Annotated in this window: 18 protein-coding genes; 5 read left to right on the top strand and 13 right to left on the bottom strand. The window is 72.4% G+C overall.

Features of this window, described 5'->3' with window-relative positions; genetic code table 11:
* The first annotated feature begins 81 nt into the window (after nt 1-81).
* Nucleotides 82-2,058, top strand: a complete 1,977-nt coding sequence (locus ACIQIB_RS28125; RefSeq protein WP_400761427.1) for a phosphocholine-specific phospholipase C — start codon at nt 82-84, stop codon at nt 2,056-2,058.
* Between the two features lie 244 nt (nt 2,059-2,302).
* Here the strand turns inward: ACIQIB_RS28125 and ACIQIB_RS28120 are convergent, their stop codons facing one another.
* From ACIQIB_RS28120 to ACIQIB_RS28110, 3 genes are all read right to left on the bottom strand, one after another.
* Nucleotides 2,303-3,535, bottom strand: a complete 1,233-nt coding sequence (locus tag ACIQIB_RS28120; protein ID WP_400761424.1) for an aromatic acid exporter family protein — start codon at nt 3,533-3,535, stop codon at nt 2,303-2,305.
* Nucleotides 3,536-3,619: 84 nt separating this feature from the next.
* Nucleotides 3,620-4,354, bottom strand: coding sequence for a polyprenol monophosphomannose synthase (locus ACIQIB_RS28115; RefSeq protein WP_363610353.1), 735 nt, complete (start codon nt 4,352-4,354; stop codon nt 3,620-3,622).
* Between the two features lie 133 nt (nt 4,355-4,487).
* Nucleotides 4,488-6,068: a N,N-dimethylformamidase beta subunit family domain-containing protein gene (locus ACIQIB_RS28110; protein ID WP_400761421.1), complete on the bottom strand. Its 1,581-nt coding sequence runs from the start codon at nt 6,066-6,068 to the stop codon at nt 4,488-4,490.
* 288 nt (nt 6,069-6,356) lie between these two features.
* Between ACIQIB_RS28110 and ACIQIB_RS28105 the strand changes: the two genes are divergently transcribed.
* Nucleotides 6,357-8,327, top strand: coding sequence for an amino acid transporter (locus ACIQIB_RS28105; RefSeq protein ID WP_363610349.1), 1,971 nt, complete (start codon nt 6,357-6,359; stop codon nt 8,325-8,327).
* A gap of 23 nt (nt 8,328-8,350) precedes the next feature.
* On the opposite strand, the gene ACIQIB_RS28100 is transcribed toward ACIQIB_RS28105, so the two are convergent.
* The 5 genes from ACIQIB_RS28100 to ACIQIB_RS28080 all read right to left on the bottom strand — a co-directional run bounded on the left by ACIQIB_RS28100 (nt 8,351) and on the right by ACIQIB_RS28080 (nt 13,051).
* A complete protein-coding gene (locus tag ACIQIB_RS28100; protein ID WP_363610347.1) occupies nt 8,351-8,620 on the bottom strand; it encodes a GlsB/YeaQ/YmgE family stress response membrane protein in 270 nt (89 codons plus the stop codon).
* A 121-nt stretch (nt 8,621-8,741) separates the two neighbouring features.
* Complete coding sequence (locus ACIQIB_RS28095) at nt 8,742-9,920, bottom strand: sn-glycerol-3-phosphate ABC transporter ATP-binding protein UgpC (protein WP_363610345.1); 1,179 nt, start codon at nt 9,918-9,920, stop codon at nt 8,742-8,744.
* Between the two features lie 61 nt (nt 9,921-9,981).
* The gene (locus tag ACIQIB_RS28090; RefSeq protein ID WP_400761418.1) at nt 9,982-10,815 is read right to left on the bottom strand and encodes a carbohydrate ABC transporter permease; all 834 of its coding nucleotides are present in this window, start codon (nt 10,813-10,815) and stop codon (nt 9,982-9,984) included.
* Nucleotides 10,812-11,726: a sugar ABC transporter permease gene (locus ACIQIB_RS28085; RefSeq protein WP_363610386.1), complete on the bottom strand. Its 915-nt coding sequence runs from the start codon at nt 11,724-11,726 to the stop codon at nt 10,812-10,814. The genes ACIQIB_RS28090 and ACIQIB_RS28085 overlap by 4 nt, the downstream gene beginning before the upstream one ends.
* A 50-nt stretch (nt 11,727-11,776) precedes the next feature.
* Nucleotides 11,777-13,051: an ABC transporter substrate-binding protein gene (locus ACIQIB_RS28080; RefSeq protein WP_400761415.1), complete on the bottom strand. Its 1,275-nt coding sequence runs from the start codon at nt 13,049-13,051 to the stop codon at nt 11,777-11,779.
* Between the two features lie 305 nt (nt 13,052-13,356).
* On the opposite strand from ACIQIB_RS28080, the gene ACIQIB_RS28075 reads away from it, so the two are divergent.
* Nucleotides 13,357-16,476 (top strand): phosphocholine-specific phospholipase C, encoded by a 3,120-nt coding sequence (locus tag ACIQIB_RS28075; protein WP_400761412.1) that lies wholly within the window; start codon nt 13,357-13,359, stop codon nt 16,474-16,476.
* Between the two features lie 109 nt (nt 16,477-16,585).
* Here ACIQIB_RS28075 and ACIQIB_RS28070 read toward each other — a convergent pair whose 3' ends face one another.
* Nucleotides 16,586-16,789, bottom strand: a complete 204-nt coding sequence (locus ACIQIB_RS28070; protein WP_363610337.1) for a hypothetical protein — start codon at nt 16,787-16,789, stop codon at nt 16,586-16,588.
* Nucleotides 16,790-17,059: 270 nt separating this feature from the next.
* On the opposite strand from ACIQIB_RS28070, the gene ACIQIB_RS28065 reads away from it, so the two are divergent.
* Nucleotides 17,060-19,180: an MMPL family transporter gene (locus ACIQIB_RS28065; RefSeq protein WP_400761467.1), complete on the top strand. Its 2,121-nt coding sequence runs from the start codon at nt 17,060-17,062 to the stop codon at nt 19,178-19,180.
* Between the two features lie 76 nt (nt 19,181-19,256).
* Entirely contained in the window at nt 19,257-19,766 is a 510-nt protein-coding gene (locus tag ACIQIB_RS28060) for a MarR family transcriptional regulator (RefSeq protein WP_400761410.1), read from the top strand.
* A 79-nt stretch (nt 19,767-19,845) separates the two neighbouring features.
* Here the strand turns inward: ACIQIB_RS28060 and ACIQIB_RS28055 are convergent, their stop codons facing one another.
* The 4 genes from ACIQIB_RS28055 to ACIQIB_RS28040 form a co-directional block, all read right to left on the bottom strand.
* Nucleotides 19,846-20,217: a nuclear transport factor 2 family protein gene (locus tag ACIQIB_RS28055; protein ID WP_400654951.1), complete on the bottom strand. Its 372-nt coding sequence runs from the start codon at nt 20,215-20,217 to the stop codon at nt 19,846-19,848.
* A 54-nt stretch (nt 20,218-20,271) separates the two neighbouring features.
* The gene (car, locus tag ACIQIB_RS28050) at nt 20,272-23,673 is read right to left on the bottom strand and encodes a carboxylic acid reductase (RefSeq protein ID WP_400761407.1); all 3,402 of its coding nucleotides are present in this window, start codon (nt 23,671-23,673) and stop codon (nt 20,272-20,274) included.
* 124 nt (nt 23,674-23,797) lie between these two features.
* A complete protein-coding gene (locus ACIQIB_RS28045; protein ID WP_363610329.1) occupies nt 23,798-24,994 on the bottom strand; it encodes a cytochrome P450 in 1,197 nt (398 codons plus the stop codon).
* 148 nt (nt 24,995-25,142) lie between these two features.
* Nucleotides 25,143-25,889 (bottom strand): SDR family oxidoreductase, encoded by a 747-nt coding sequence (locus ACIQIB_RS28040; protein WP_400761405.1) that lies wholly within the window; start codon nt 25,887-25,889, stop codon nt 25,143-25,145.
* Between the last annotated feature and the right edge of the window lie 124 nt (nt 25,890-26,013).

Below are 26,013 nucleotides of genomic sequence, written 5' to 3'. Positions count from 1 at the left end.
TCCGCAGCTCTGACCGCCCACCCGGCACGGCCGGTTCACGCGGCCCAGCCGGTTCCCACAGCTTCGAGAGGCCAGTTCGTCATGTCCGATCTCTCCCGCCGCACCTTCGTCGGCGCCACCGCGGCCGCGGGTGCGGCCGCCGTCGTCGGCCTCCCGGCCGCACCCGCCGGCGCCGCACCCACCGCGGGCCGGCTCACCGGCACCATCAAGGACGTCAGGCACGTCGTCGTGCTGATGCAGGAGAACCGCAGCTTCGACCACTACTTCGGCACACTGGCCGGCGTCCGCGGCTTCGGTGACAAGCAGGCGCTCCGCTTCCCGGACGGCGGCGACGTGTTCCGCCAGCCCGACGCCCGCCGCAGCGACGGCGGGGTGATGCTGCCGTACCGGATGGACACCTCCAAGTACAACGCGCAGAACGCCGGCGGCCTGCCGCACGACTGGGCCACCGGCCACCAGGCGATCAACAACGGCGCGATGGACAAGTGGATCGCCGCCAAGGGCGAGCGCACCATGGGCTACTTCACCCGGGACGACATCCCCTACCAGTACGCCCTGGCCGACGCGTTCACCCTCTGCGACGCCTACTTCACCTCCCTCGCCGGGCCGACCGACCCCAACCGCCTCTATCTGTGGACCGGTACCGCCGGGCCGGGACGGGACGGCACCACCGGCCCGTGGATCGACAACACCCCGGTCACCGACAACCCCGTCGCAGACTGGACGACCTACGCCGAGCGGCTCCAGGAGGCGGGCGTCTCCTGGCGGGTCTACCACAACCCCAGCAAGGACGACCGCACCGGCGACTACGACGACAACGCGTTGTCGTACTTCAAGCAGTTCCACAACTTCCCCGCCACGGACCCGCGGTACATCAACGCGATGACCAGGTTCGACCCGGCCGCCTTCGACGCCCACTGCAAGGACGGCACCCTGCCGACCATCTCCTGGCTGGTCGCGCCCTACCTGTTCTCCGAACACCCGGAGGCAGGCCCGGCGTACGGCGCGCACTGGGTCAACACGGCGCTCCAGTCGCTGATGTCCAACCCGGAGGTGTGGCAGCACACCGTCTTCCTGGTCATGTACGACGAGAACGACGGCTACTTCGACCACATGGTCCCGCCCACCCCGGAGCCCGGCACGCCCGAGGAGTTCACCCAGGGCCGGGCGATCGGCCTCGGCAACAGAGTCCCGCTCTGGGTCATCTCCCCGTGGTCGCGCGGCGGTTGGGTCAACTCCCAGGTCTTCGACCACACCTCGGTGCTGCGCTTCATGGAGCTGGTCACCGGTGTCACCGAGCCGAACATCTCGGGCTGGCGCCGGGCCGTCTGCGGCGATCTCACCAGCTGCTTCGACTTCGCCGCACCGGACCTCTCGATACCCGGGCTCCCCGACACCAACGCGCTGATGGCCAGGGCCGACGCGGGCACCAAGCTGCCGGGCGTCGCCCTGCCCGCGGCCGGCGCCCAGTCCATGCCCGTCCAGGAGCGCGGCGAACGCCCGCACCGCCACCTGCCGTACCAGCCCTGGGCCGACGTGGACGTGGACCGCAGGACCGGCAGGGTCACCTGCACCATGAGCAACGACGGGACGGTCGCCTTCCCTTACACCGTCTACCCCAACATCCTGCTCCCGTTCGCGGGCACGCCCTACACCGTGGCGCCCGGTGCCACCGCGACCCACGTCTGGGACGCCGCCGGGACCAACGGCCGCTACGACTTCACCGTCCACGGCCCGGACGGCTTCGTCCGCCGCTTCGCCGGCACCGTCGTCCGCGACGGCCAGGACGGCCAGAACGACATCGGCGTACCGATCGTGACGGCCGACCTCGCCAACTCCTCCCGGCTGACCCTCCAGTTGGTCAACGACGGCCTCACCGACCTCGGCTTCACCGCCGCGCCCAACGACTTCGCGGGCACCGCGCAGACCGTCTGGGTCAAGCCCGGCAAGCAGGTCAACCTGGCCTGGCCGCTGGACAAGCAGGGCCGCTACGACGTCGTCGTGACGGCCGCCACCGGCCTGCGCTTCACCCAGCGCTACGCGGGCTGGGTGCACTGAGCACGGCCACGGCCGGGGGCGCCGAACGCGGTGACCCCCGGCCGTGGCCCGGCCGCCCGGCCGTGGCCCGCCGCCGGCGTCGAAGCCATGCGGAAGATCACCAGCCCCTGCCCGCCGCCGGACTCGCCGACGCCGAGGCCGGCTGGTCGGTGGTGCTCTCCAACCTGAGGGCCTGCCTCGAAACCGGCCGCCCCTCCCGCAGGAGCCGTGGCCGATGCCCCGGTCGGACCGACCCGAGGTGCCGTCATCGCCTCGCCCGGGCCGGCCGCAGCCGCTCGCCGCGGACGATCCGGCGCAGCCAGGCGAGTCGGGAGAACCGCTCCCGGCTCGCGACCGAGGCCCGGTCCAGTTCCTCCATCAGCCGCCGGCTGCGGTGTTCGAGGTCGAGTTCGTCCAGGATCCGGTCGACCTCGGCCAGTATCGCGCCGTGCAGCTGCCAGGCCTCCGGGTGGTCCTGGACCTTGCGCAGCAGCATCTGGGCCACGTTCTCCCGGCAGGCCCAGGCGGCGGCCAGCTCGGCGCCGAGCCGCTGCTCGGCCTCCTCGGCGTTGCGGCTCACCTGGGTGGTGACCAGCACCGCGAAGCTGACCAGCGCGCCGCCGACGTGGTCGAGCAACTCCTCCAGCCCGACGGCCACTTCCTGCGGGAACAGCCGTTCGCCCGGAGCGCGCCGCTTGGCCAGATCAGTGAGCGAGCGGGCCAGCACCCGGATCACGACCACGCAGATCTCAAGCGTGTCCAGTCCGGTACGCAGCACCAGCCGGGAGAGCAGGCCCTCGCTGATCCGGGGGTTGAGGCGCAGGCTGTCCTCCGCCTGCCGCAGCGCGCCGTCCACGTCCGCGATGGCCTGGTCGAGCCGGCGGGCCTCGTGCAGCCGTTCGGCCGCGCGCTCCACCGGGGTGGGCCGGCCGAGCTCCTCGGCGATGCCCAGGAGCAGATGGCGGGCGCGCCGGGCCAGGTCCTCGATCGACTCGCCCGCCGTGTCCACCCAGACCGGCGGGGCGAACAGCAGGTTGAAGAGCAGACCCACCGCGGCGCCGATCACCGTCTCCAGCACCCGGTCCCAGGCCTGCGAGGCCAGCCGGGTCACCCCCAGGACCAGCATCGCGCTGATCGCGACCTCGTTCACGAACTCGTCCACCCGGACGAACTGGCCGATCGTCAGCGACGCCAGGACGATCAGCCCCAGGCTCCACCAGGAGAGCCCCGTCACGGTGCTGAACCCGATCGCGATCAGCACCCCGACCACGACCGAGTTGACCCGGCGGATGCTGGTCGTCAGCGTGGAGTAGAGGGTGACCTGGACGACCAGCAGCGCGGTGAGCGGCGCGGTCAGTGGGGCCGGTTCGCTGCTCAGCCGCACCGCGACCGCGTACGAGAGGGTCGCGGCCACCGTGGCCCGGACCGTCAGGACGACGGCGGGTTCCCTGGCACGGCGCCGGACCGCGGTGACGACGGGTTCCGGGAGAACGGGCATGCCGCCCTTCTTTCCCGCTCACCGCGCCTTACACCGCGGATCGGCCGACCGGTACCCGAATGCCCCGGCCGTGGCCCGCGTCGGTCAGCGGCGGCCGTCGCGCAGCAGCCTCCAGGGCGCGAGCGCCGACTCGACCTGCACCCCGAGGCTCATCTTGGACGCGCCCTTGACCCGCTCCTCGAACCGGATCGGAACTTCCCGGATCCGCAGCCCCCGCTGGACGGCGCGGTAGTTCATCTCGACCTGGAACGAGTACCCGTTGCTGTTCACGGACGGCAGGTCGATCGCCCGCAGCGTGTCGGCGCGCCAGGCCTTGAACCCGGCGGTGGCGTCCTTGACGCCCAGGCCGAGTATCGCGTTGACGTAGAAGTTCGCCCAGGCCGACAGCGCCTTCCGGTGCCACGGCCACTCCTCGGCGGTCGAGCCGCCGGGCACGTAGCGGGAGCCGAGCACCACCGCGGTGTCGTCGGCGAGCAGGGTCTCCACCATGACCGGGAGCACCGAGGCCGGGTGGGACAGGTCGGCGTCCATCTGGATCACCACGTCGGCCCCCTCCGCGAGGGCCCGGCCCATGCCCGCGAGGTACGCCCGCCCGAGGCCGTCCTTCCCGGTGCGGTGCAGTACGGCGATCGTGCCGCCGGAGTCCGCCGCGAGCTTGTCGGCGACCTCGCCGGTGCCGTCCGGCGAGTTGTCGTCGACCACCAGCAGGTGCAGGTTGGGCAGTTCCAGCTCCGCGAGCAGGCCGGCGAGGACCGGCAGGTTCTCCCGCTCGTTGTACGTGGGTACGACCACAACGACCTTGGGGGAGGCCTCGACCATGTTCTGTCCCTCGCGCGATCTCCGGCCGGGGCCCTCGCCCCGTCGGACGGTTGTCCACTACGGCCGTGCGAGTCTAAGGCGTGTCCGCGCCACGGCCGCGCGTGCCCCGTCCCGGCCCTGCCCCCGGCCGGTCTCACTCCCGGCCGTACACGGCCCGGACGTTGTCCCGGGCGGGGCGGGCGGATCCGGCCGGGCCCGCCGCGAAGGCGCGCAGCACGTTCTCGGTGACCTTGCGGACCAGGTCGCCGGCCCGGGCGTCGATGCCGTGGTCGGCGCTGCTGCCGCCCGGCCCCCGGGCGTCCAGGGCCTCCACCCAGCGCATCGTCCCGGTGGCGAACACCCCGGCGCCGCCCGGCAGGGTGGAGTAGGCGGTGTCGGCGAACGAGCGCCTGCCCTCGCAGACCACCGGGGAGTGCGCGAGGATCTCGATCGGACGCGGCGTCGGGAAGGCCGTGTTCACCCGGTCGTACTCGACGCCGACCAGGTGCGGGAAGGACGTCCCGGCGGCGGCGCCCGTCCCCTCGAAGACCCAGTGCCCGGGGGAGCCGACCACGTACGGGGCGTCCACCGGGTAGCCGTCGTAGATCACGCCGAGCATCGAGCTCTCCGGGTCGGCGCCCGGCCCCGCCCGGAAGTCCGTGGTCGCCGGCGCGCCCGCCCGGTAGCCCGGATCCTCCTGCCAGGCGTCCTTGTAGCAGACCACCACCCGGTCCGGGCCCAGCTCCGACGGCTCGAAACGGACCCGGCGGTAGCAGCAGTTGGCGCCCAGGACGGCCAGGTTGGTCCCGGCGTCCCGGGCCGCGGTCACCTGTGCGCGCTGTTCGGGGGACCAGTACTCGTCGTGGCCGAGCGAGAGCACGGCGGTGGCGCCGCGCAGCAGCCCGGGCTCCCGGGCGACGTCGATCCCGGTGGTGTACGCCAGCGGGATCCCGAGCCGTTCGGCGAGCGCGATCAGCGGCGCCTCGTAGACCAGGAAGAGCCCGGCCCCGTGGTCGTAGTCGTACGGCCGGTCGAAGGTGACGCGCAGCGAGCGGGTGGCCAGCCCGCCGGTCGGCCCGTTGTAGAGGCTGTGGCCGCCCCACTCGTTGTACGCCTGCCAGGTGGCGGGCGCGCTCATCACCACCGTCCGCCCGGCCGTGGCCGCCGAGCGGACGGTGAGCGGGACGTACCGCTGCCCCGATCCGTCCTCGGCGTCCAGCCGGAGCAGATAGGCGCCCTCGGGCCAGCCGGCGGTGTCCACCGCGAGGGTGCGCCGCCAGCCGGTCAGCACCGTCCTGGTCGGGCCGTCGACCCGGGGCGCGGCCTGCCGGGCGCCGGGCACGTGTGCACGGCGCCAGACCAGCCGGGCCCGCGCACCGCCGTACCAGCCCATCCGGTACGCCGACACCGTGAACGCGGCGGCCGCGGTGGAGACATGCAGCCCGAAACCCTCGCCCGGCAGCACGCTCACCCGGTCCGCGAACCCCTCGATCGCGTGGGCCGGGCCCGGGTTGGTGACCTCCCAGTCGGCCGAGCCTGGAGCCGAGTTCTCCGACGGGAGGCCGGTCCGCGCGGGCTCGGGACCGCTGCTCGGTGAGCTGGCCGAGGGCTGCGGGTCCGGGTCCGGCCGGCGGGTGCCGCATGAGCAGACACCGGCCGCGGCGGCCAGTCCCAGCCCCAGAAAGTGCCGCCTGCTCCCGGGCGTTCGCCGCTCCGCCACTACCGTCTCCCTCATGTGCGCGCTCACCCGGCCGGGCCGCCCCCGCCGACCCGCGCGGTCATCCTTGCCGGTCGCGGCTCCGGCCGGAGCCCGCCGCGCTCCGGCGCGCCGAAGGTTCAGCACACCGTGTCACCGCACCGTTCCCGGCCCTGCCGTGACGGCCGTTCAGGGCACCGCGGGCGCGACGCGCGCGGACGCCCTCCGCCGGACCGGTCGCCCCGTCACATAGCCTGACCGGGCCGTCCGTACGGCGGCCAGGTGGTCCGGAGCCGTGGGCGGCCGGAGTCGTGGACAGGGGTGTACGTGGGCTCGTCAGCTTCGGCCGATCCGGGGGGCACTCCGTCGGGACGGCAGCGTCTGCGGGCGTGGCTGCTGGAGGGCCTGGTCGACCTGGCCAAGCAGCACCCGGGCCCGCACGCCGAGGCCCCCGCCGCGCACCGGGGCCAGCGCTGGTGGCGGGTGATGTGCCTGACCGGTCTGGACTACTTCTCCACACTCGGCTACCAGCCCGGCATCGCCGCCCTCGCGGCCGGTCTGCTCTCCCCGGTGGCGACGATCGTGCTGGTGGCGGTCACCCTGCTGGGAGCGCTGCCGGTGTACCGGCGGGTGGCCCAGGAGAGCCCGCACGGTCAGGGCTCGATCGCCATGCTGGAACGGCTGCTGTCGTTCTGGAAGGGCAAGCTCTTCGTCCTGACGCTGCTCGGGTTCGCCGCCACCGACTTCATGATCACCATCACCCTGTCGGCGGCCGACGCCACCGCCCACCTGGTGGAGAACCCCCATCTCAGCGGCGTCCTCGGCGGCAGACAGGTGCTCATCACCCTGGTGCTGATCGCGCTGCTCGGCGGGGTCTTCCTCAAGGGCTTCAGCGAGGCGATCGGCCTGGCGGTGTTCCTGGTCGCGGTCTACCTGACGCTGAACGTCGTGGTGGTGGTGACCGGTCTCTGGCAGGTGCTGCACGCCCCGCACGTGGTCACCGACTGGAAGAACGGGCTCACCGCCGAGCACGGCAACGCGATCGCGATGATCGGCGTCGCGCTGGTGGTCTTCCCCAAACTGGCACTCGGCCTCTCCGGCTTCGAGACCGGGGTCGCCGTGATGCCGCACATCGAGGGCGACCCGGACGACACCGAGGAGCGCCCCACCGGCCGGATCCGGGGCGCCCGCAAGCTGCTCACCACCGCGGCCCTGATCATGAGCGTCTTCCTGATCACCACCAGCTTCATCACCACCTTGCTGATCCCCGCCGACGCCTTCAAGGCCGGCGGCCCGGCCAACGGCCGGGCCCTCGCCTACCTGGCCCACGAGTACCTCGGCAGCGCCTTCGGCAGCGTCTACGACCTCTCCACCATCGCCATCCTCTGGTTCGCGGGGGCCTCGGCGATGGCCGGGCTGCTCAACCTGATGCCCCGCTACCTGCCGCGCTACGGCATGGCGCCGCAGTGGGCCCGGGCGGTGCGCCCGACCGTGCTCGTCCTCACCGCCATCGCCTTCCTGGTCACCTGGCTCTTCGACGCCAGCGTGGACGCCCAGGGCGGCGCGTACGCCACCGGCGTGCTGGTGCTGATCAGCTCGGCCGCCATCGCCGTGACCATCGCCGCCCGCAAGGCCCAGCAGCACCGCTGGACCGCGGCGTTCGCCGTGATCGCCACGGTCTTCGTCTACACCACGGCGGTGAACGTGGCCGAGCGGCCCGACGGGGTCAAGATCGGAGCCTGCTTCATCGCCGGGATCATGCTGCTCTCGCTGCTCTCCCGGCTCAAGCGGGCCTTCGAGCTGCGCGTCACCGACGTGGTGCTGGACGAGGTCGCCGAGCGCTTCGTCCGCGACTACACCCACCGCCCGCTGCGGCTGATCGCCAACGAGCCCAACAGCCGGGACCTCGCCGAGTACCGTGACAAGAGCCGCCAGATCCGCGCCGACAACGACATCCCCGCCGACGACGACCTGGTCTTCGTCGAGGTCACGGTGCTCGACCCGTCCGACTTCGAGGCCGAGCTGACGGTCCGCGGCGAGGTGCTGCACGACCGCTACCGGGTGCTCGCGCTGCAGAGCTCCAGCGTCCCGAACGCGCTGGCCGCGCTGCTGCTCCGGGTGCGGGACCTCACCGGCCAGCGGCCGCACATCTACTTCGAATGGACCGAGGGCAACCCGCTCGCCCAGTTCCTGCGGTTCTTCCTGTTCGGCCACGGCGAGGTCGCGCCCGTCACCCGCGAGGTGCTGCGCGAGGCCGAACCGGACCGGGACCGCCGCCCCCGCGTCCACGTCGCCTGAACCCGGCGGAGGCGGCCGGGGCGCTACCGGCGGGGGTGTGACTTGCTCCAGGCGGGGGCGACGAATGCCACCAGGGCGACGGCGAAACCGATCTGGAGGAGGTGGCGGATCCAGTCGATGCCCGAGGTGTGGCGGACGCCGATCCAGCCGGACACCGCGTTGCCGAGCCAGGCCCCGGCGGCGCCGAGCAGCATGGTCAGCCACCAGGGGATCGACTGCGGTCCGCGGAGGATCAGTTTGGCGAGCACACCGAGCACGAAACCGATGAGCAGGATCCACAGGAGCTGGAACATCGCATTCCACCCTTTCCGGGCTTTCCGGGACGGAGCACCGACCGCGCGAGGGCGCGCGGTTTCCCCATGATCGCCCGGATCGGCCGTTCGGGCATGTCGGCGGCTCCGCCCGCCGGCGTACTCAGCCCTCCGGAAGGGTCAGGTTGGCGCCGCTGTCCGGGTCGAAGACGTGCAGCCGGTCGGTGTCGATCCACAGCTCCAGCGGGCCGCCCTCGACGGCCCGGGTCGCGGTGCCGATCCGGGCGACCACCTCGCGCCCGCGCGCCCCGGCCCCGGTGTCCTTCCGTTCGGCCGCGAACTCCTCCAGGGCGCCCGGGGTGAGGGCCTCGCCCTCCGCCGTGAAGTGGACGTAGACGTCCGAGCCGACCGACTCCAGCACCTCGACGTCCACCGTCGCCGTCCGGCCGCCGTGCGGACGCTCCAGCAGGGCCGCGTCCTCGAAGTGCTCGGGCCGGATGCCGACGATCACCCGGCGCGGCGCGCCGGCCCGGGCGAGCCGGCGCCGGACCGGGTCGGCCATCGCCAGGTCGCCCAGCGCCGTCCGCAGGGTGTCCTGCTCCACGGTGGCGTTCAGGAGGTTCATGCCCGGGGAGCCGATGAACCCGGCGACGAAGAGGTTGACCGGACGGTCGTACAACTCCTGTGGTGCGCCGATCTGTTGGACCAGGCCACCGCGCATCACCACCACCCGGTCGCCGAGCGTCATCGCCTCGACCTGGTCGTGGGTGACGTAGACGGTGGTGGTGCCGAGCCGGCGCTGCAGCCGGGAGATCTGGGTGCGCATCTGCACCCGGAGCTTGGCGTCCAGGTTGGACAGCGGCTCGTCCATCAGGAAGGCCTTGGGGGCGCGGACGATCGCCCGGCCCATGGCGACCCGCTGGCGCTGGCCGCCGGAGAGGTTGGCGGGCTTGCGGTCCAGGTGCTCGGTGAGGTCGAGGATGCGCGCGGCCTCCTCGACCTTGCGGGCGATGACGGCCTTGTCCGTCCTGGCCAGCCGGAGCGCGAAGCCCATGTTCTGGCGGACGCTCATGTGCGGGTAGAGCGCGTAGCTCTGGAACACCATGGCGATGTCCCGGTCCTTGGGCGCGCGGTCGTTGACCACCTGGCCGCCGATCCGCAGGGTGCCCGCGGTGATGTCCTCCAGGCCCGCGATCATGTTGAGGGTGGTGGACTTCCCGCAGCCCGAGGGGCCGACCAGGATCACGAACTCGCCGTCCGCGACGGTCAGGTTGAAGTCGTGGACGGCGACGGAGCCGTCCGGGTAGCGTTTGGTGATCCCGTCGAGGACGATCTCGGCCACGCTCTGCCTTCCCGGTCCGCCGGCCGGCGGACCCATCCCTGGACGCGCCCGCCGACCGGGCTCATCCCTTGACTGCGCCGGCGGTGAGGCCGGCCACGATGCGGCGCTGGAACAGCAGCACGAACACCACGATCGGCACCGTGATCACCACGGCGGCCGCGGCGATCGAACCGGTGGGCTGCTCGAACTGCGAACTGCCGGTGAAGAAGGCGATCGCCGCCGGGACGGTCCGCGCCGCGGTGGTGGAGGTGAGCGAGATCGCGAACAGGAAGTCGTTCCAGCAGAAGACGAAGACCAGGATCCCGGTGGTGAACACACCGGGCGCCGCCAGCGGCGCGATCACCAGCCGGAACGCCTGCGCGGGCGTCGCACCGTCCACCTTCGCCGCCTTCTCCAGGTCCCACGGGATCTCCCGGAAGAACGCCGACAGGGTGTAGATCGCCAGCGGCAGCGAGAAGGTCGTGTACGGGATGATCAGGCCGGGCCAGGTGTCGAAGAGGCCCAGCAGCCGCTCGATGTCGAACAGCGGCGAGACCAGCGAGATCGGCGGGAACATCGCGATCAGCAGCGACAGCCCGATCAGCAGACGCTTGCCGGGGAAGCGCAGCCGGGCCACCGCGTAGGCGGCCATGGTGCCCAGCACCACGGCGATGGTGGTCGCGATCACCGCGATGCCGATCGAGTTGACCAGCGCCCGGGTGAACTCCGAGGTCCGGAAGATGCCGCGGTAGTTCGCGAGCGTCCACTGGCGCGGGACGAAGGCCCCGTCGCCGAGCGTGCCCGGGTCCTTGAAGGAGAGCGCGGCGATCCACCAGACCGGGAACAGCGCGTACAGCACCACCAGCAGGTTGACGGCCCCCCAGCCGGTGAGCGTCCTGGTGCGGCGGGATGTCATCGGCGCTCCGTTCCGCCACCGGGCGCCGCGGCGCCGAACACCTTGATGAAGACCAGCGCGATCACGGCCACGCAGAGGAAGATCAGCACCGAGATCGCCGAGCCGATGCCGAGGTTGAGCGCGGTGAACAGGTTGTCGTAGCCGAGGATCGACACCGAGCCGGTGTCGTTGGAGCCCCCGGTCAGGATGTAGATGTTGTCGAAGACCCGGAACGCGTCCAGGGTCCGGAACAGCAGGGCGACCAGGATGGCCGGCTTCATCAGCGGCAGGATCACCAGCCGCAGCCGTTGCCGGAAGGTCGCGCCGTCCACCATCGCGGCCCGGACCGTCTCACCGGGGACCAGCGCCAGCCCGGCCAGCAGCAGGAGCGCCATGAACGGCGTGGTCTTCCAGATCTCGGCCAGGATGATCAGGCCGATCGCCTGCCAGTGGTCGGTGAGCGGCGCGCTGCCCGCCGGGAGCAGGGCCGCCAGATAGCCGGTGCCGGGCGTCCAGGCGTACTGCCAGGAGTAGGCGGCGACGACGGTGACGATGCCGTACGGCACCAGGACGGCGGTGCGTACGGCGCCCCGGCCGAACGCCGCCCGGTGCATCACCAGGGCCAGGGCGAGACCGAGGACCAGCTCGATCGTCACCGAGACCGCGCTGATCAGCACCGTCACCCGGAGCGCCTGCCACCAGAAGGAGGAGGTCAGCACGGCGGCGTAGTTGTCGAACCAGATGAACTCCGCCTGCTGCGGGAACCGCAGGTCGTAGCGGTGGAGGGAGAGGTAGACGGCGTAGCCGACCGGATAGGCCGTCACCGCGGTCATCACGGCCACCGCCGGGGCGCAGAGCAGCCAGGCGAGCCGGCGCTCCTGGCGGGAGCCCGCGGAGAGCCGCCGCTCCGTCGCGGTGGGAGTGGTGGGCACGGTGGGTGCCTTGGGTGTTTCGGGCGTGGTGGGTGCGGTGGGCGGCCTGGTCACGGGATCAGCCCCTTCGAGGCGAGCGCGTCCTCGATCTGGCCGGACAGCGAGGAGACGGTGCTCTCGGGGTCGATCGCCGAGGGCGGCGAGAGCGCGTGCGAGATGGCGATCGAGACGTTCTGGTAGGCGGGTGTCCGCGGCCGGACCGAGGCGGAGTCCAGGGCCGTCAGCACCTCGGCGGCGAACGGGTAGCTCGCCGTCAGCTCGGCGGCGGTGTAGAGGCTGCGCAGCGACGGCGGCAGGCCGCCCCTGAGCGCGTTGACCAGCTGGTTGTCGCGGTTGCGCAGGCAGAGGGTGGCCTCGTGGGCCAGTTCGGGGTGGCGGCCGTAGGCGCCGACGGCGAGGTCGATGCCGCCGATCGTGACGCTCGCCGGGCGGTCCGCGGTCACCGCCGGGTAGGGCGCCCAGCGCAGGTGCGGGAACAGCGCGGGCCGGTTGGCCTTCATCGACGGGTAGACGAAGGGGTAGTTGAGCTCGAAGGCGGCCGTCCCGGACTCCATCGCCAGCCGGTTCTGGTCCTCCATCTGGTTGGCGAGCGAGGGGTCGGCGGCGGGGGAGTGCGCGAGGTCCCGGATGATGCCCGCGGCGGTGACGGCGGGCGCCCCGAGCGAGGGGGCGGAGGCGTCCGGGGTGAGGATGGTGCCGCCGGCGCTGGTCACCAGGGTGTTGAACCAGACCGTCAGCCCCTCGTACTGGGCGCCCTGCACCTCGACATGGTGCGGTTTGCCGGCCCTGGCCAGGGCCTCGGCCTGGCCGAGCATCTCGCCCCAGGTGCGGGGCGGGCCGGCCACCAGGTCGTCGCGGTACCAGAGCAGTTGGGTGTTGGAGTTGTACGGGACGGCGTAGAGCCGGTCCTTCCAGGTGGCCGTCGTGAGCGCGGCCGCCAGGGTGTCGGCGCGGGCCTGCTCCTTCAGCGCCCCGGTCCACTCGCGGATCCAGCCGGCCTCGGCGAACTCCGGTGCCCAGGTGACGTCCAGGCCCATGATGTCGACGCCCGCGTCGTGCGCCGCGAGCCGGCGGACCAGTTGCTGGCGCTGGCCGTCGGCGGTGCGCGGCAGTTTGTTGTAGCGGATCTCGTAGCGGCCGCCGGAGGCCTGGCCGCAGGTGTCGGCGGCCTGTTGGAGGGCGCCGGAGTCGTCGGGGAAGTTGTACCACTCCAGGACGGTCGGGCCGGTTCCGCCGCCACCGCCGCCACAGGCGGCGAGCGCCAGCACCAGTGCGAGCGCGGCCGGCCGGGCGGCCCGGCGCGGGCTTCTGCGGCTCCTCGGCATCTCACTCCCGAACTCGGCGTCCTGCGGGAGGACACGCTAGGGGGTGGCGCGTACGCGGAGTGTGACCTCGGGGGTGACACGCCGGGCCGGGGTCCGGTGGCGGAGGGGGGACGGCTGCCGTCCGGGGCCGGTCAGGGGCGGTGCGGGGGCCTGTCCGGTCGTCAAGTTGTCTGGACAGCTTGGAGTCCACGGGCCGTCACCGAAGCGCCATCCAACACGCCGGTCCCGTCCATCTGGGGCGCATAGACATAACGGGTCTGGGCCGAACGGTGGCCCAGCGCCCGCGAACAAGGAGTCACCCCCCGATGAGTCCGATGCCCGAACTGTCGCGCCGCACCCTGCTCGGCGGCGCGGCGGCGGCCGCGATGCTGTCCGCCCTCCCGCTGAGCGTGCGCGAGGCGCTCGCCGCGCCGGCCCGGCCCGGCCGGCTGGCGGACATCCAGCACGTCGTGGTGTTCATGCAGGAGAACCGCGCGTTCGACCACTACTTCGGCACACTGCCCGGCGTGCGCGGCTTCGGCGACCGGACGGCGGTGCGCGGGGTCAACGGGCGCTCGGTGTTCCACCAGCCCGACCCGGGCCGCAAGGAGGGGCACCTGCTGCCGTTCCCGATGAACGCCGCACACACCAACGCGTACCAGCAGGGCGCCCCCGCCTTCGGCTTCGTCGACTCGATGAAGGCCTGGAACGACGGCCTCGCCGACGGCTCGGTCACCCGCCGCGCCAGCGGCTGGCTCGGCCAGGGCTACTACGAGAGCACCGACATGCCGTTCTACAACGCGCTCGCCTCGGTGTTCACCACCTGTGACGCCTACTACGCGTCGGTGCAGTGCAACACCAACACCAACCGCGAGCACCTGATGACCGGCACCAGCGGCGGCACCGTGCGCGACACCCCGGTGACCGACAACACCGAGATCCCCGGCGGCTACGAGTGGACCACCTACGCCGAGCGGCTGGAGCGGGCCGGCGTCAGCTGGAAGACGTACCAGGCGCTGGACAACTTCGACGACAACGCGCTGGCCTGGTTCGCACCCTTCGTCAAGGCCAAGCCGGGCGAGCCGCTGTACGAGCGCGGCATGCGCGCCGTCGGCGACCCGGCGAAGAAGAACGACCCGTTCGCGATGGGCGACGCCCTGGTCGAGGCGTTCACCGCCGACGTCCAGGCGGACCGGCTGCCGCAGGTCTCCTGGCTGATCGCGCCCGCCGCGCTCTCCGAACACGCCAACTACGCGCCGCCGAACGGTGAACACCTGACGGCCCGGCTGCTCGCGGCGCTGGCGGCCAAGCCCGAGGTGTGGGAGAAGACCGTCTTCATCCTCAACTACGACGAGCACGGCGGCTTCTTCGACCACCAGCTGCCGCCCGTCCCGCCGCTGGCGGCCGGGCGCGGCAAGTCGACCGTCTCCGTCGACGGCGAGGTGGTGGTCCGGGTGAGCAAGGGCGGCTCGACCTACCACCGGGTGGTCGGCCAGGACGGCAGGTACCGGGTGAAGGCCGCCGACGGCTCGCTCACCTGGTCGGACACCCTGCCCGCCGGGGAGACCGTGGTCTCCGGCCCGTATCCGATGGGCCTCGGCGTCCGGGTGCCGATGGTCGTCGTCTCGCCGTGGACGCGCGGTGGCGTGGTCGACTCCACCGTCTACGACCACACCTCGGTGCTGCGCTTCCTGGAGCAGCGCTTCGGCGTCCAGGAGCCCAACATCAGCCCCTGGCGGCGCGCCGTCTGCGGCGACCTCACCAACGTCTTCGACTTCTCCGGCCGCAACCCGGTCTGGCCGGAGCTGCCCGACACCAGCGGCAACCGGCAGAAGGTCGTGGACACCGGCAAGCTGCCCGCCCCCACCGTGCCCAGCCCGCAGGTCCTCCCGCAGCAGCAGCGCGGCACCCGCACCGCCCGGCCCGCGCCGTACAACCTGCTGGTCAAGCCGAAGCTCAAGGGCAACGAGCTGACCGTCGACTTCATCAACCAGGGCCGCCAGGGCGCCGTCTTCGCCGTCTACCCCGAGCCCGGCAGCGCGCCCCGCCACTACACGGTGGGCGCCAAGAACCGGCTCTCGGACGTCTGGACGGTCGGGCCCGACGGCTACGACCTGCGCGTCCACGGCCCCAACGGCGCGCTCTGGCACCTGCGCGGCGACGCCGCCGCCGCGTACGAGGTCTCGCTCTCCGAGGAGCGCAACGGCAAGGTGCTGGAGGTGGACGTGATCAACCGCTCGCGCACCGCCCAGACCTTCCTGGTCGGCGACCTCGCCTACGGGGACGGGCTGCGCGAGGTCAGGGTCGCGGCGGGCGACGACAAGACCGTCAACCTGACCGTCGGCCCGGAGGGCTGGTACGACGTCGCGGTGGCCGTCCGCGGCGACCTCGCCTTCCGCCGCCGGATCGCCGGCCGCTTCCCGTGGGACGAGCGGACCGTCACCGACCCGGCGCTGGGCCTGTCCGACCCGCTCGCCCTGGAGGTCGCCCTCAGGGCCGCCTCCACCACCATCGACGAGGCCGTCCTGCTGCCCGGGCGGCCCGCCCGGATCAGCGCCCGGTTCACCGCCGCCGCCGCGCTGAGCGCGATCGAGGCACAGCCGGTCGTCCCGGCCGGCTGGACGGTCACCGCCGTCACCGCGCCGCCCGCCACGCTCGCGGCGGGCGCCACCGGCACCGCCGAATGGGACGTCACCCCGCCCGCCCAGCTGCCCGACGGTGCCACCCACCGCGTCCTGGTCACCGCCCGGGCACTGGCCGGGAACCGCTTCGCCGTCGCCGACGGCGAGATCGCCGCGCGTACCGCCCCCACGATGGCCGGCCACCTGCTCGGCGAGGACTTCGAGTCGCTGGCCGGGGCCCTCCAGCCGCTGGACGGCGTGCTCGGCTGGACCCCGCAGGCCCCGCAGGGCTGGTCGGTGGTCAACGCGCCGGGCATGCCGCAGGGCACCGTCCGGCTCCAGGGCTGGACCTTCCACACCAAGCGGGCCTGGTCCACCCCGGCCGGCCAGGACCGGGGCAACTTCACCCGCGGTCTGGGCGTCCTCGCGGTCGCCGACCCCGACGACTGGGACGACACCGGCGCGCCGTCCCGCAAGGGCGTCTTCGACTCCACCCTGGTCTCGCCCGCTGTCCAACTCCCCTCCGGCGCGAGCACGCTGTACCTCGCCTTCGACTCGCACTACCGTCAGGAGGCTCCGCAGAAGGCCGCCGTGACGGCCGTCTTCGACAACGGCACCGAGATCCGCCTGCTCAGCTACAGCAGCGACGCCACCGGCAACGACAACGCCGGCAAGGACGTCCAGAACGCCTTCGTCACCAAGCAGTTCGCCGTTCCGGCGGGCGCCCGTACGGTGACCCTGAAGTTCCGGATGTACGACGCCGGCAACAACTGGTACTGGGCCGTCGACCACATCCGCCTCGACACCGGGCCCATCGCCGGCTGACCCCCACCGCCGTGCCGGCCCGGCCTGCGCACCCACCGGGGTGCGCGGGCCGGGCCGGGCGGGGCGACGGCCCCGGGCCGGAGCCCGGGGCCGTCGGTGCCGCGAGGGCTCAGAGGAAGTAGATCGCGTCCACCTGCCCGTCCGGGCGGTAGGAGAACCCGAACTCCCCGGCGCCCTGGGCGGGCGCGAGGTTGACGAAGGTCACGGCGTCCTGGACGGTCGCGAACGTGAGGGAGTGCCACGTCTTGACCTGGTCGACGGTCACGGCGAGGGCGGACTTGAGGGTCTTGGCGTCGGCGATGGGGAGGGCCATGGGAACAACTCCTATGGTGAGGGTGTGAGTTGAGGCTGATGGGTCAGCCATGGACTAGTGTGTCCGGGCCGATTTGTTTCTATGCGCACCAACCGCCACTCGATCGGGTGAATCTGCGTGTCCGGATCCCGGAGGCCCTCGGCGGGTGCGCGCTCCCGGTGGCCGCTCCGCCGACGGGGCGGGAGGCCTCTCGACGGTGAAGTCTCTCGATCATCGAGAGATATGATCCCGCTGTCCGTGACCCGCCCCCGCGCGAAGGGCGTTCCCGCCATGCTCACCGCCCCCCCTGCCGTCCGGCGCCGCACCAGGCTGCTGATCCCGCTGGCCCTGCTCGTCGTCTGGCTCGGGCTGGGCGGAGTCTTCGGCTCCTACGCCGGAAAGCTCTCCCAGGTCGCCACCAACGACCGGGCCGCCTTTCTGCCGCGCAGCGCCGAGTCGACCGAAGTGGCGAGGCTCGGACGGGAGTTCCAGACCGGGGCCGCGATGCCGCTGATCGTGGTCTGGGAGAGCCGCACCGGAGCCGTGGACGACGCCCAGCGGGCCGCCGCCGAGCGGGTGCTGCGCGCGGCCGCCGGCGTCACCGGTGCCACCGGGCGGGTCTCGCCGGCCGTGCCCGCCGAGGACGGCCGGGCCCTGCAGGGCGTCGTCCAGTTCCGCTCCGACCTCGGGAGACAGACCGGCGACAGCGTCCGGGCCGTCCGCGAACTCGCCGGGCAGGTCCCGGACTCCACGGTCGGCCTGACCGGGCCGGCCGCGATCCTGGCCGACCTCGGCGGTGCCTTCGCCGGGATCGACGGGCTGCTGCTCGGTGTCGCCCTCGGGGTGGTGCTGCTGATCCTGCTCGCCGTCTACCGCAGTGTGCTGCTGCCGCTGCTGGTGATCCTCGGCGCGGTGTTCGCCCTCGGCATCGCCTGCGCGCTGGTCTACCTGCTCGCCGACCACGGCGTGGTCCGGGTGGACGGCCAGGTGCAGGGGCTGCTGTCGATCCTGGTGATCGGCGCGGCCACCGACTACGGGCTGCTGCTGTCGGCCCGCTTCCGCGAGGAACTGCACCTGCACGGCGACCGGTTCGCCGCGATGCGCACCGCCTGGCGGCAGTCCGTCGAACCGGTCGCCGCCTCCGGGGCGACCGTCGCCCTCGGCCTGCTGGTGCTGCTGATCTCCGACCTGACCAACAACCGGGCGCTCGGGCCGGTCGGCGCGATCGGGATCGGCTGCGCGGTGCTCTCCGCGCTCACCTTCCTCCCGGCCGCGCTGGTGCTGCTCGGCCGCGCCGCGTACTGGCCGGCCCGCCCGGCCGCGGACGGGCGGGCGCCGGTGCACGCCGTCTGGGCCGGGGTGGCCGGGCTGGTCGGCCGGCGGCCGCGCGCGACCTGGGCGGTGAGCCTGGCCGTCCTCGCCGGGCTGGCGGCCTTCGCGCCCACCCTGGACGCGGGCGGGGTGCCGCAGACCGAACTGTTCATCAAGGCCCAGCCCTCGGTGGCCGGCCAGCGGCTGCTCTCCGCGCACTTCGCGGGGGGCTCCGGCAACCCGGCCGTGGTGATCGCCGCCGCCGGGCGGGCCGAGGCCGTCACCGCGGCGGCCGGTGCCGTCCCCGGGGTGGCGGCCGTCCGCCCGTACACCGGCGGGGCGCCGGGCGGGCCGGCCAAGGAGGTGGACGGGAAGGTCCGGCTGGACGTCACGCTCGCCGACCCGGCCGACAGCGACGCCGCGATCGCCACCGTGCGGAGCCTGCGGCAGGCCGTGCACGCGGTGCCGGACGCGGACGCGCTGGTCGGCGGGTACACCGCGCAGCAGTACGACACCCGCGTCACGGCCGAGCGCGACCGGACGCTGATCATGCCGGTCGTGCTGGTCTGCGTCCTCGCCGTGCTCGTGCTGCTGCTGCGCTCGCTGCTCGCCCCGGTGCTGCTCGCGGCCACCGTGGCGCTCTCCTACCTGGCGACGCTCGGGGTCAGCGCGCTGGTCTTCCCGCACGTGTTCGGCTTCTCGGCCACCGACCCCTCGGTGCCGCTGTACGGATACGTGTTCCTGGTGGCGCTCGGGGTGGACTACAACATCTTCCTGATGACCCGGGTGCGCGAGGAGGCGCTGCGGGCCGGCACCCGGGAGGGGGTGCTGCGCGGCCTGACGGCGACCGGCGGGGTGATCACCTCGGCCGGGGTGGTGCTCGCCGCGACCTTCGCCGCGCTGGGCGTGATCCCGCTGGCCTTCCTCGCCCAGATCGCCTTCATCGTGGCGTTCGGCGTGCTGCTGGACACCCTGCTGGTGCGCTCGCTGCTGGTGCCCGCGCTGGTCCGGGACCTCGGCGACCGGGTCTGGTGGCCGGCCCGGCCGCGTCCGGTGACGGTCCGCCAGGCCGTCCGGGAGCCGGTCGCGGACCAGGTGTGAGCGGCCGGCGGCCGCGTCCGGCGCTATCCCGGCCGTTAGGCTGAACGGGTAGGAACGCCGTCCGCGACCGGAGAAGATGACCTTGTCGGAGCAGGAGCCGATCACGACCCCGCCGCCCCCGGGGCCGTCCGACACCCCGGTACTCGGCCGGCTGCTCCAGGACCTCGCCTCCGAGATGAACCTGCTCGGCCACGGCTTCGCCGCCGCGAGCGGGCTGCACGCGACCGACGTCCAGGCGCTGCTCGCCGTCATGCGGGCGGCGCCCGGCCCGGCCGGCGGGCCGGGCGGGATCACCCCCGGCCGGCTGGGCGAGGAGCTGGCGCTCAGCTCGGGGGCGGTCACCGCCGTGCTGGACCGGCTGGAGCGGGCCGGGCACGTCCGGCGGACCAGGGACGCCGCCGACCGCCGGCAGGTCCTGGTGCACTACCTGCCGGGGGCGGGGCGGATGGCGGCCGAGTGGTTCGCCCCGGTGGCGCGCCGGACCGAGGCGGTACGCGGCGAGTTCACCGCGGCGGAGCTGGCCGCGGTGGCGCGCTTCCTCGGCCGGATGACCGGTGAGCTGGAGGAGCTGCGCCGGTCGCGCTGAGCGGTGCCGGACGCCGAACGGGCGGCATGGACGGCACGGTTGCGACCGGCTGCCGCGCGGCCACCTGGCCGCCGCCCGACTATCCCGGCGTGCCCGCCGGCACGGTGTAGACGTACTCCTCGATCCGGTCGATGAGGCCGCCGTCGAACCGGAAGTACACCGCGGTGTGGAGTTCGCTGCGGGACCCGTCGGCCATGGCCAGGTGAAGTACTTGCTGCTGGAGCACCTCGTTCGGATTCTGGAACTGGCGGATCACGTCGTACCGCAGCGAATCGAGGGTGGTGACGAAGGACTTGAACTGTTCCAGTCGCTCGTCGATCGCCTGCTCCGCCTTGCCGTCGTTCTGCCACACGGTGGCCCCGTCGGTGCACATCGCCCGGACGCCGGCGAAGTCGTACTCCTCCAGCCGCCGCAGACACCGGATCGCCGTCTCGCTGATGTTCTGTTCCATGCCGGGTTCTCATTTCGTTCTCGTGACGCCACCGCCAACGGGCGGGACCAAGCCCTAGAGCAGGCCGAGTCGGCGCAGGTCGGTGACGTACTTGCGGATGAGGGCCGCCGACAGGTGGGGGATGTCCTCGCCGGGGCCGATCTTGGCGGCTCGTACGGCGGCGTGGAACCGCTCGGCGGGGACCGCCGGACCCGGGCCGCCTTCCTGGGGTTGCGCGAAGGCGTGCAGCAGGGGCAGCAGCGAGTGCGGACGCTGCCTCTCCGGCAGGGCGCGGACCGCGGCCGTGACGCGGGCGAGCCATTCGTCGTAGTCGTCGATCCGCTGGATCGGGTGGCCGGCCTCGGTGAGCCAGTCGGTGAAGGTGTCCAGCGAGATGCCGTCGTCGTGCGGGTTCAGCACGTTGAAGGTCCGGTAGCCCTCGGTGGCCCGCGCGCCCAGCGAGGCGATGGCCTCGGCGGTGAAGTCGACCGGCAGACCGTCGTAGTGCGCGCGGGCGCCGGTCCGGTAGAACGAGCCCGGCGCGATGCCGGTGGCGACCAGGCTGAGCAGCAGCCGGGTGAACATGTCGGGCACGTTCACCTGCCCCGCGTACCGGCTGTGCGCGAGGATCATGTCCGACCGGAAGACGGCGACCGGCAGGCCGCACAGGTCGTGTGCCTCCCGGAGCAGGACCTCGCCGGCCCACTTGCTGGTCGCGTACCCGTTGGCGTAGCCCTGATCGAGCCGCCGCACCGGGCTGGTGCCGCGGATGTCGGCGTCCTCGTCGAGGGCCGCAGCCGCGGCTCCGGCCTGCACGGCGACGCTGGACACGTAGGTGACGGGCTTGATCCGCGTGGTGAGCGCCAACCGGATCAGTTCGGCCGTGCCGACGACGTTGGGTCCGAACAACTGGGTGTACGGCAGCACGTGGTTGACCAGGGCGGCCGGATGGACGATCAGGTCCACGGTGTCGGCCAGCCGGTTCCAGGCGTCCTCGCCCAGGCCCAGGTACGGCTCGCCGATGTCACCCGCGAGCACTTCCAGGGTCCCGTCGGCCAGCTCCCGGTACCGCCGGAGCAGTTCGGCGTCGCCGCTGTCGAAGGCCTTCTCGAGCCGCTTCGCCGCTGCGACCGCGTCGCTTCCGCGGACGACGCAGATCAGCCTGCCGCCCGAGGGCGCCAGCCGCTCCAGCCATTCCAGGCACAGGAACCGGCCGAGGTAGCCGTTGGCCCCGGTCAGCAGGACGGCCCGCACGGCACCGTCGGGGCGGGGCAGCGCCGGGGCGGCGGCGAGCGTCGGCGCGTCGACGAACTTCTCCAGGGTGAGGTCGCCGGCGCGGACTTCGGAGCCGTTCCCGCCGTGGACGGAGGCGAACGTGGGCCGCTTCGCCCCGGACTCGCGCTCCGCCTCGATGTACCCCGCCAACCGCGCCAGGTCGTTGGTCGGGCTGATGACCACCCCGACCGGAACCTCGATGTGGAAGATCTCCTTCATGAGGCTGGAGAAGGACAGCGCGGACAGGGAGTCCCCGCCCAGGGCGGTGAAGTGCGCGTCGGCGCGCAGCTCGGTGTCCGGGCAGCCCAGCAGTGCCTGGGCGGCCCGGCCGACCGTTTCCAGCACCGGCTGGTCCGGCCCGGCCTGCCGCAGTTCGCGCAGTCGCCTGGCCTGCCCGTCGGCGAGTTCGGCGTAGAGCCGTTCGAGGGCCTCGCCGTAACGCTCCCTGAGCCTGGGGCGCAGCAGTTTGTGGCTGTCGGCGAGCAGGCCGTTCGCGGAGCTGAAGGGTTCGGTCTCGATCACGAAGTCGCGGGGGATCTCGTACGAGTTGAGCTCGGCCTCCCCGGCGATCCGCTGGAGCGACGCGCTGAGCAGCGGCTTGAGCGACTCGACGTCCCCGCCGCTCCTGGCCAGCGCCTCCGGGGTGGGCACCACCACCGCGAGCAGGTAGGCGCGTTCACTGTTGCCGTACACGAAGATCTGCCGGACCAGGGGGCCGGCGACGAAGAGGGCCTCCAGGCGGGAGACGGCCACGAACTCGCCCTGGGACAGCTTCAGGACGTCCTTGGTGCGGTCGACGTAGACCAGCCGGTCGGGCCCGAGCTCGGCCATGATGTCGCCGGTCCGGTAGTAGCCGTCCTCGTCGAAGATCTCGGCGGTGACCTCGGGCCGCTGGTAGTACCCGGGAATGACGCTGGCCGTCTTGAGCAGCAGTTCCCCGCGCGGATACGGGAGGTCGGTTCGGAAGTAGCCCAGTTCCGGGACGTCGACCAGCTTGTAGTCGATCACCGGCGGGCGCTGCACCACCGTGTCGAGCAGCACCCCGCCGGCCTCGGTGGAGCCGTAACCGGTGTACAGGTGGAGATCCAGGCAGGACTCGACGAAGGCCGCCAGCTCGGCGGAGATCGGGGCGGTCCCGACGAAGGCCTTGGCGACGCGCCCGCCCAGGAAGTTCTCCCGCAGCTCCCTCCTCACCGCCGCCTCGACGTCACCCGGCTCGCCGGCCCGCCGGTCCAGCTCGCTCCGGTACTGCTGGAAGAGCATGTCGCACACGCGCGGAACCATGGTCAGCTCCGTGGGGCGGACCAGCGCGATGTCCTCGAACAGGGTGGAGAGGTCGCTCCTGGCGGTGAAGTGGCCGACACCGCCCCGGGCGAGCGAGCCCATCAGCGAATAGCGGCCGGCGAGGTGGCTCTGCGGCATGTAGTGGACGACGATCGCGGGCACGTCCGCCGAGCCGTAGGTGAACCCGTTCCACGCGGTGCCGACCAGCCGCTGGGTGTACATGGCACCCTTGGGGGTCCCGGTGCTGCCGGACGTGTAGATGAGCAGGGCCAGCGGATCGTCGCCGGCGTCGGCGGTGAACAGGGGAGCGGGCGGCAGGCGGGTTCCGCGTTCGATCACCGCGGCCAGCGATTCGACGACCACCGGGCGGCCGGCTTCGGCCAGGCGCCGCCGGGTGGACTCGAAGGCCTCGCGCTGGTCCGCGACCTCGGGGCGGTAGTCGAACACGATCACGCGCTGGATCGACGTTTCCCCGAGAACGGCTTCGACGGCGGTGTCCAGGCGCTCGGTGCTCGCGGCGAGGACGCGCGGCCCGGTCTCCGCGATGATCGGCCGCAGCTGGGACAGCGGCGCGCTGGACTGCAGCGGCACGGACACGATGCCCGAGTGGATGCAGGCGAGGTCGAGCGTCGCGTAGTCGGTGCTGCTGAAGCCCAGGATGCCGATCCGGTCGCCCGCGCCCAACGGATACTCCGGGTCGTGGTACCAGGTGCCGGCGACCGCACGGACGCGTGTCCACAGTTCGCGGTAGCTGATGGTGCCGAACCTCGGGAGCAGGCGCCCCGTCGAAGGTTCCCTGACACGTTCGCCGAGGGCCGGCCGGTCCCCGTAGCCCTCCATGACGGCCGCCATGACCTCGGCAAGCCCCTTGCCCGGGTCATGCACCGCCGCAGTGATCGCCTCCAGTGGTTCGGCCATGGTCAGCCCTCCCGTAGCGTCCCGGTGATGTCGGCGAGTCGTGCAGGTCGGACTGGGTACTGGTCGAGGGGCAGGGGACGCGGGCGACGACAGCCTCCGGCGGCCCTTCCCGCCGGTGAGAGCCTCACCAGCTGACCGGCAGCGCGGCAGCCCCGCGGATCAGGCGCTCGGTCCGCCAGGACACCTGGTCGGCCGGCACCGCGAGGCGCAGACCGGGCAGGCGGCGGACCAGGGACTCGAGCACCACGCGCAACTCCGTCCTGGCCAGCTGCGCGCCGAGGCAGTAGTGCACGCCGTGCCCGAAGGTGACGTGCGGGACGTTCCCGCGGTGGAAGTCGATCTCCTCGGGGCGGTCGAACACCTCGGGATCCCGGTTGGCCAGGGCCAGTTCGGCGACCACGGCGTCGCCGGCGCGAACGGTTCGCCCGCTCAGTTCCACGTCCTCGGTGGCGATACGGGTGAAGCCGGCCAAGGCGCTGATCGGGATGATCCGGGAGAGCTCCTCGACCGCACCGGGCACCAGGCCGGGATCGGCGACGAGCTCCCGCCAGAGACCGGGCTCGGTCAGCAGCGTGTAGACGAAGTTGCCGAGCTGGTTGGCGGTGGCCTCCTGACCGGCGGACAGCAGGCTGACCCCGAGGCTGACCAACTCCTCCTCGCTGAGCCGGTCCCCCTCGTCCCGCACGGTGACCAGCTCGCCGAGCAGGTCGTCGGTGGGGGCGGTACGGCGGAGGGCGACCAGACCGGCGAGGTAGTCGTTGAGGTCTTCGCGGGCCCGCGCGGACCGGGCCGGATCGGACAGCATCAGCAGGCCGTCCACCCAGACGCTGAACCGGTCGCGGTCGGCGACGGGCACGCCGAGCAGTTCGCAGATCACCGTGAGCGGCAGCGGCCAGGTCAGCGTCCGAGTCAGGTCGGCGGGCGGTCCCGCGGCGATCATGGTGTCGATCAGGCCGTTCACGATCTGCTCGATGCGCGGGCGCATCGCCTCGACACGGCGCAGCGTGAAGGCGTTTGCCACCGGGCGCCGCAGCCGGCTGTGTTCCGGCGGGTCCATGCTCAGCATGGAGGTGCTGGGCAGCCCGGCGGAGACCGTGCGGGGCACGTCCTCGCCGACCGCGGCGGCCCGGCTGAAGCGGGGGTCGGCCAGCACCGTCTTGACGTCCGCGTGCCGCGTGACCAGCCAGCCGTCGCCACCGTAGGGCAGGCTCACGCGCAGCACCGGCTGTTCGCCGCAGATCTCGGCCAGCTTCGGGTCCACGTCGAGCCGGTCGGCCGGACCGAACGGATAGGCCGGCACCCCGTCCTCTGTCGCGGTCATCGTGTCCGTCCTTCCCGTCCTGGCAAGCGGTTGTCTGTGCGTCCGTGGTTACTGGGCATACGTGGTGACTGGTCCGGCCGGAGTCCGTGATCCTCGGAGTTCGCGGGTCTGCGGCCGATGCCGGATCCCGTCGGGTGTCAGCCGCTGGTCACAGGGCCGTGGTCCGCCCGCCGTCGATGACGAGATTGCTGCCGGTGATCCACGAAGCGCGTCGGGAGACCAGAAAGCCGACCGCATCGGCGATGTCCTGGGACTGGCCGATCCGCCCGAGCGGAATTTCGTCGGCCCACTCCTCGGACTTGCTGCCGAGATAGTCGACGATCTTCTCGCGGGCCTCGTCCGCCCCCGGTGTCATCACGTTCCCCGGAGAGACGGCGACGACGCGGATGCCGTGCGGTGCCAACTCGGCCGCGAGCCCCTTGTTGTACGTTTCGAGCGCGGACTTGGCGGCGGCATAGTGCAGGATCATCGGATAGGACGAAATGGTGGCGATGGACGAGAGGTGCACGATGACCCCGCCGCCGTTCGCGCGCATGGACGGCACAAGTGCGGAATTGAGCCGGACGGCGGCCAGGAAGTTGATGTCCACCGTGTACTGCCAGTCGTTTTCAATGTCCAGCGCGTTCTGAAAGGCCCGACAGCCACCCGCGTTGTTGACGACGATGTCCACTCCGCCGAGATTTTCCAGCGCGGCGGCCGCGAACCCGCGCACACCGTCCGGCGTGCTGAGATCGGCCCGCACGAACGTGGCCGCGGACGGGGTGTGCTCGGTCGGGTTGCGGGCGGAGGTCACCACGGTGGCGCCGGCGTCGAGCAGGTTCTGTACGATCGCGGCGCCGATACCGCGGCTACCGCCGGTAACCACGGCCCGCTTGCCTTCCAGCCCGTCGGGCATCCTTGCGGTAAGGCGACTTTGGCTCACCCTGGGTTCTGCCCCCTTTTCCTGCCTCGACAACCCTGTCCGCGACACGGATCAGCAGGGGAAATCAATTCTCCGGTCGCGATTTGCCGTGGGAGTT

The sequence above is a fragment of the Kitasatospora sp. NPDC092286 genome, assembly GCF_044755565.1.
Taxonomy (GTDB): Bacteria; Actinomycetota; Actinomycetes; order Streptomycetales; family Streptomycetaceae; genus Kitasatospora.
The sequence above is the reverse complement of the archived record's forward strand: the minus strand, read 5'-3'. Positions and strand labels throughout refer to the sequence as shown.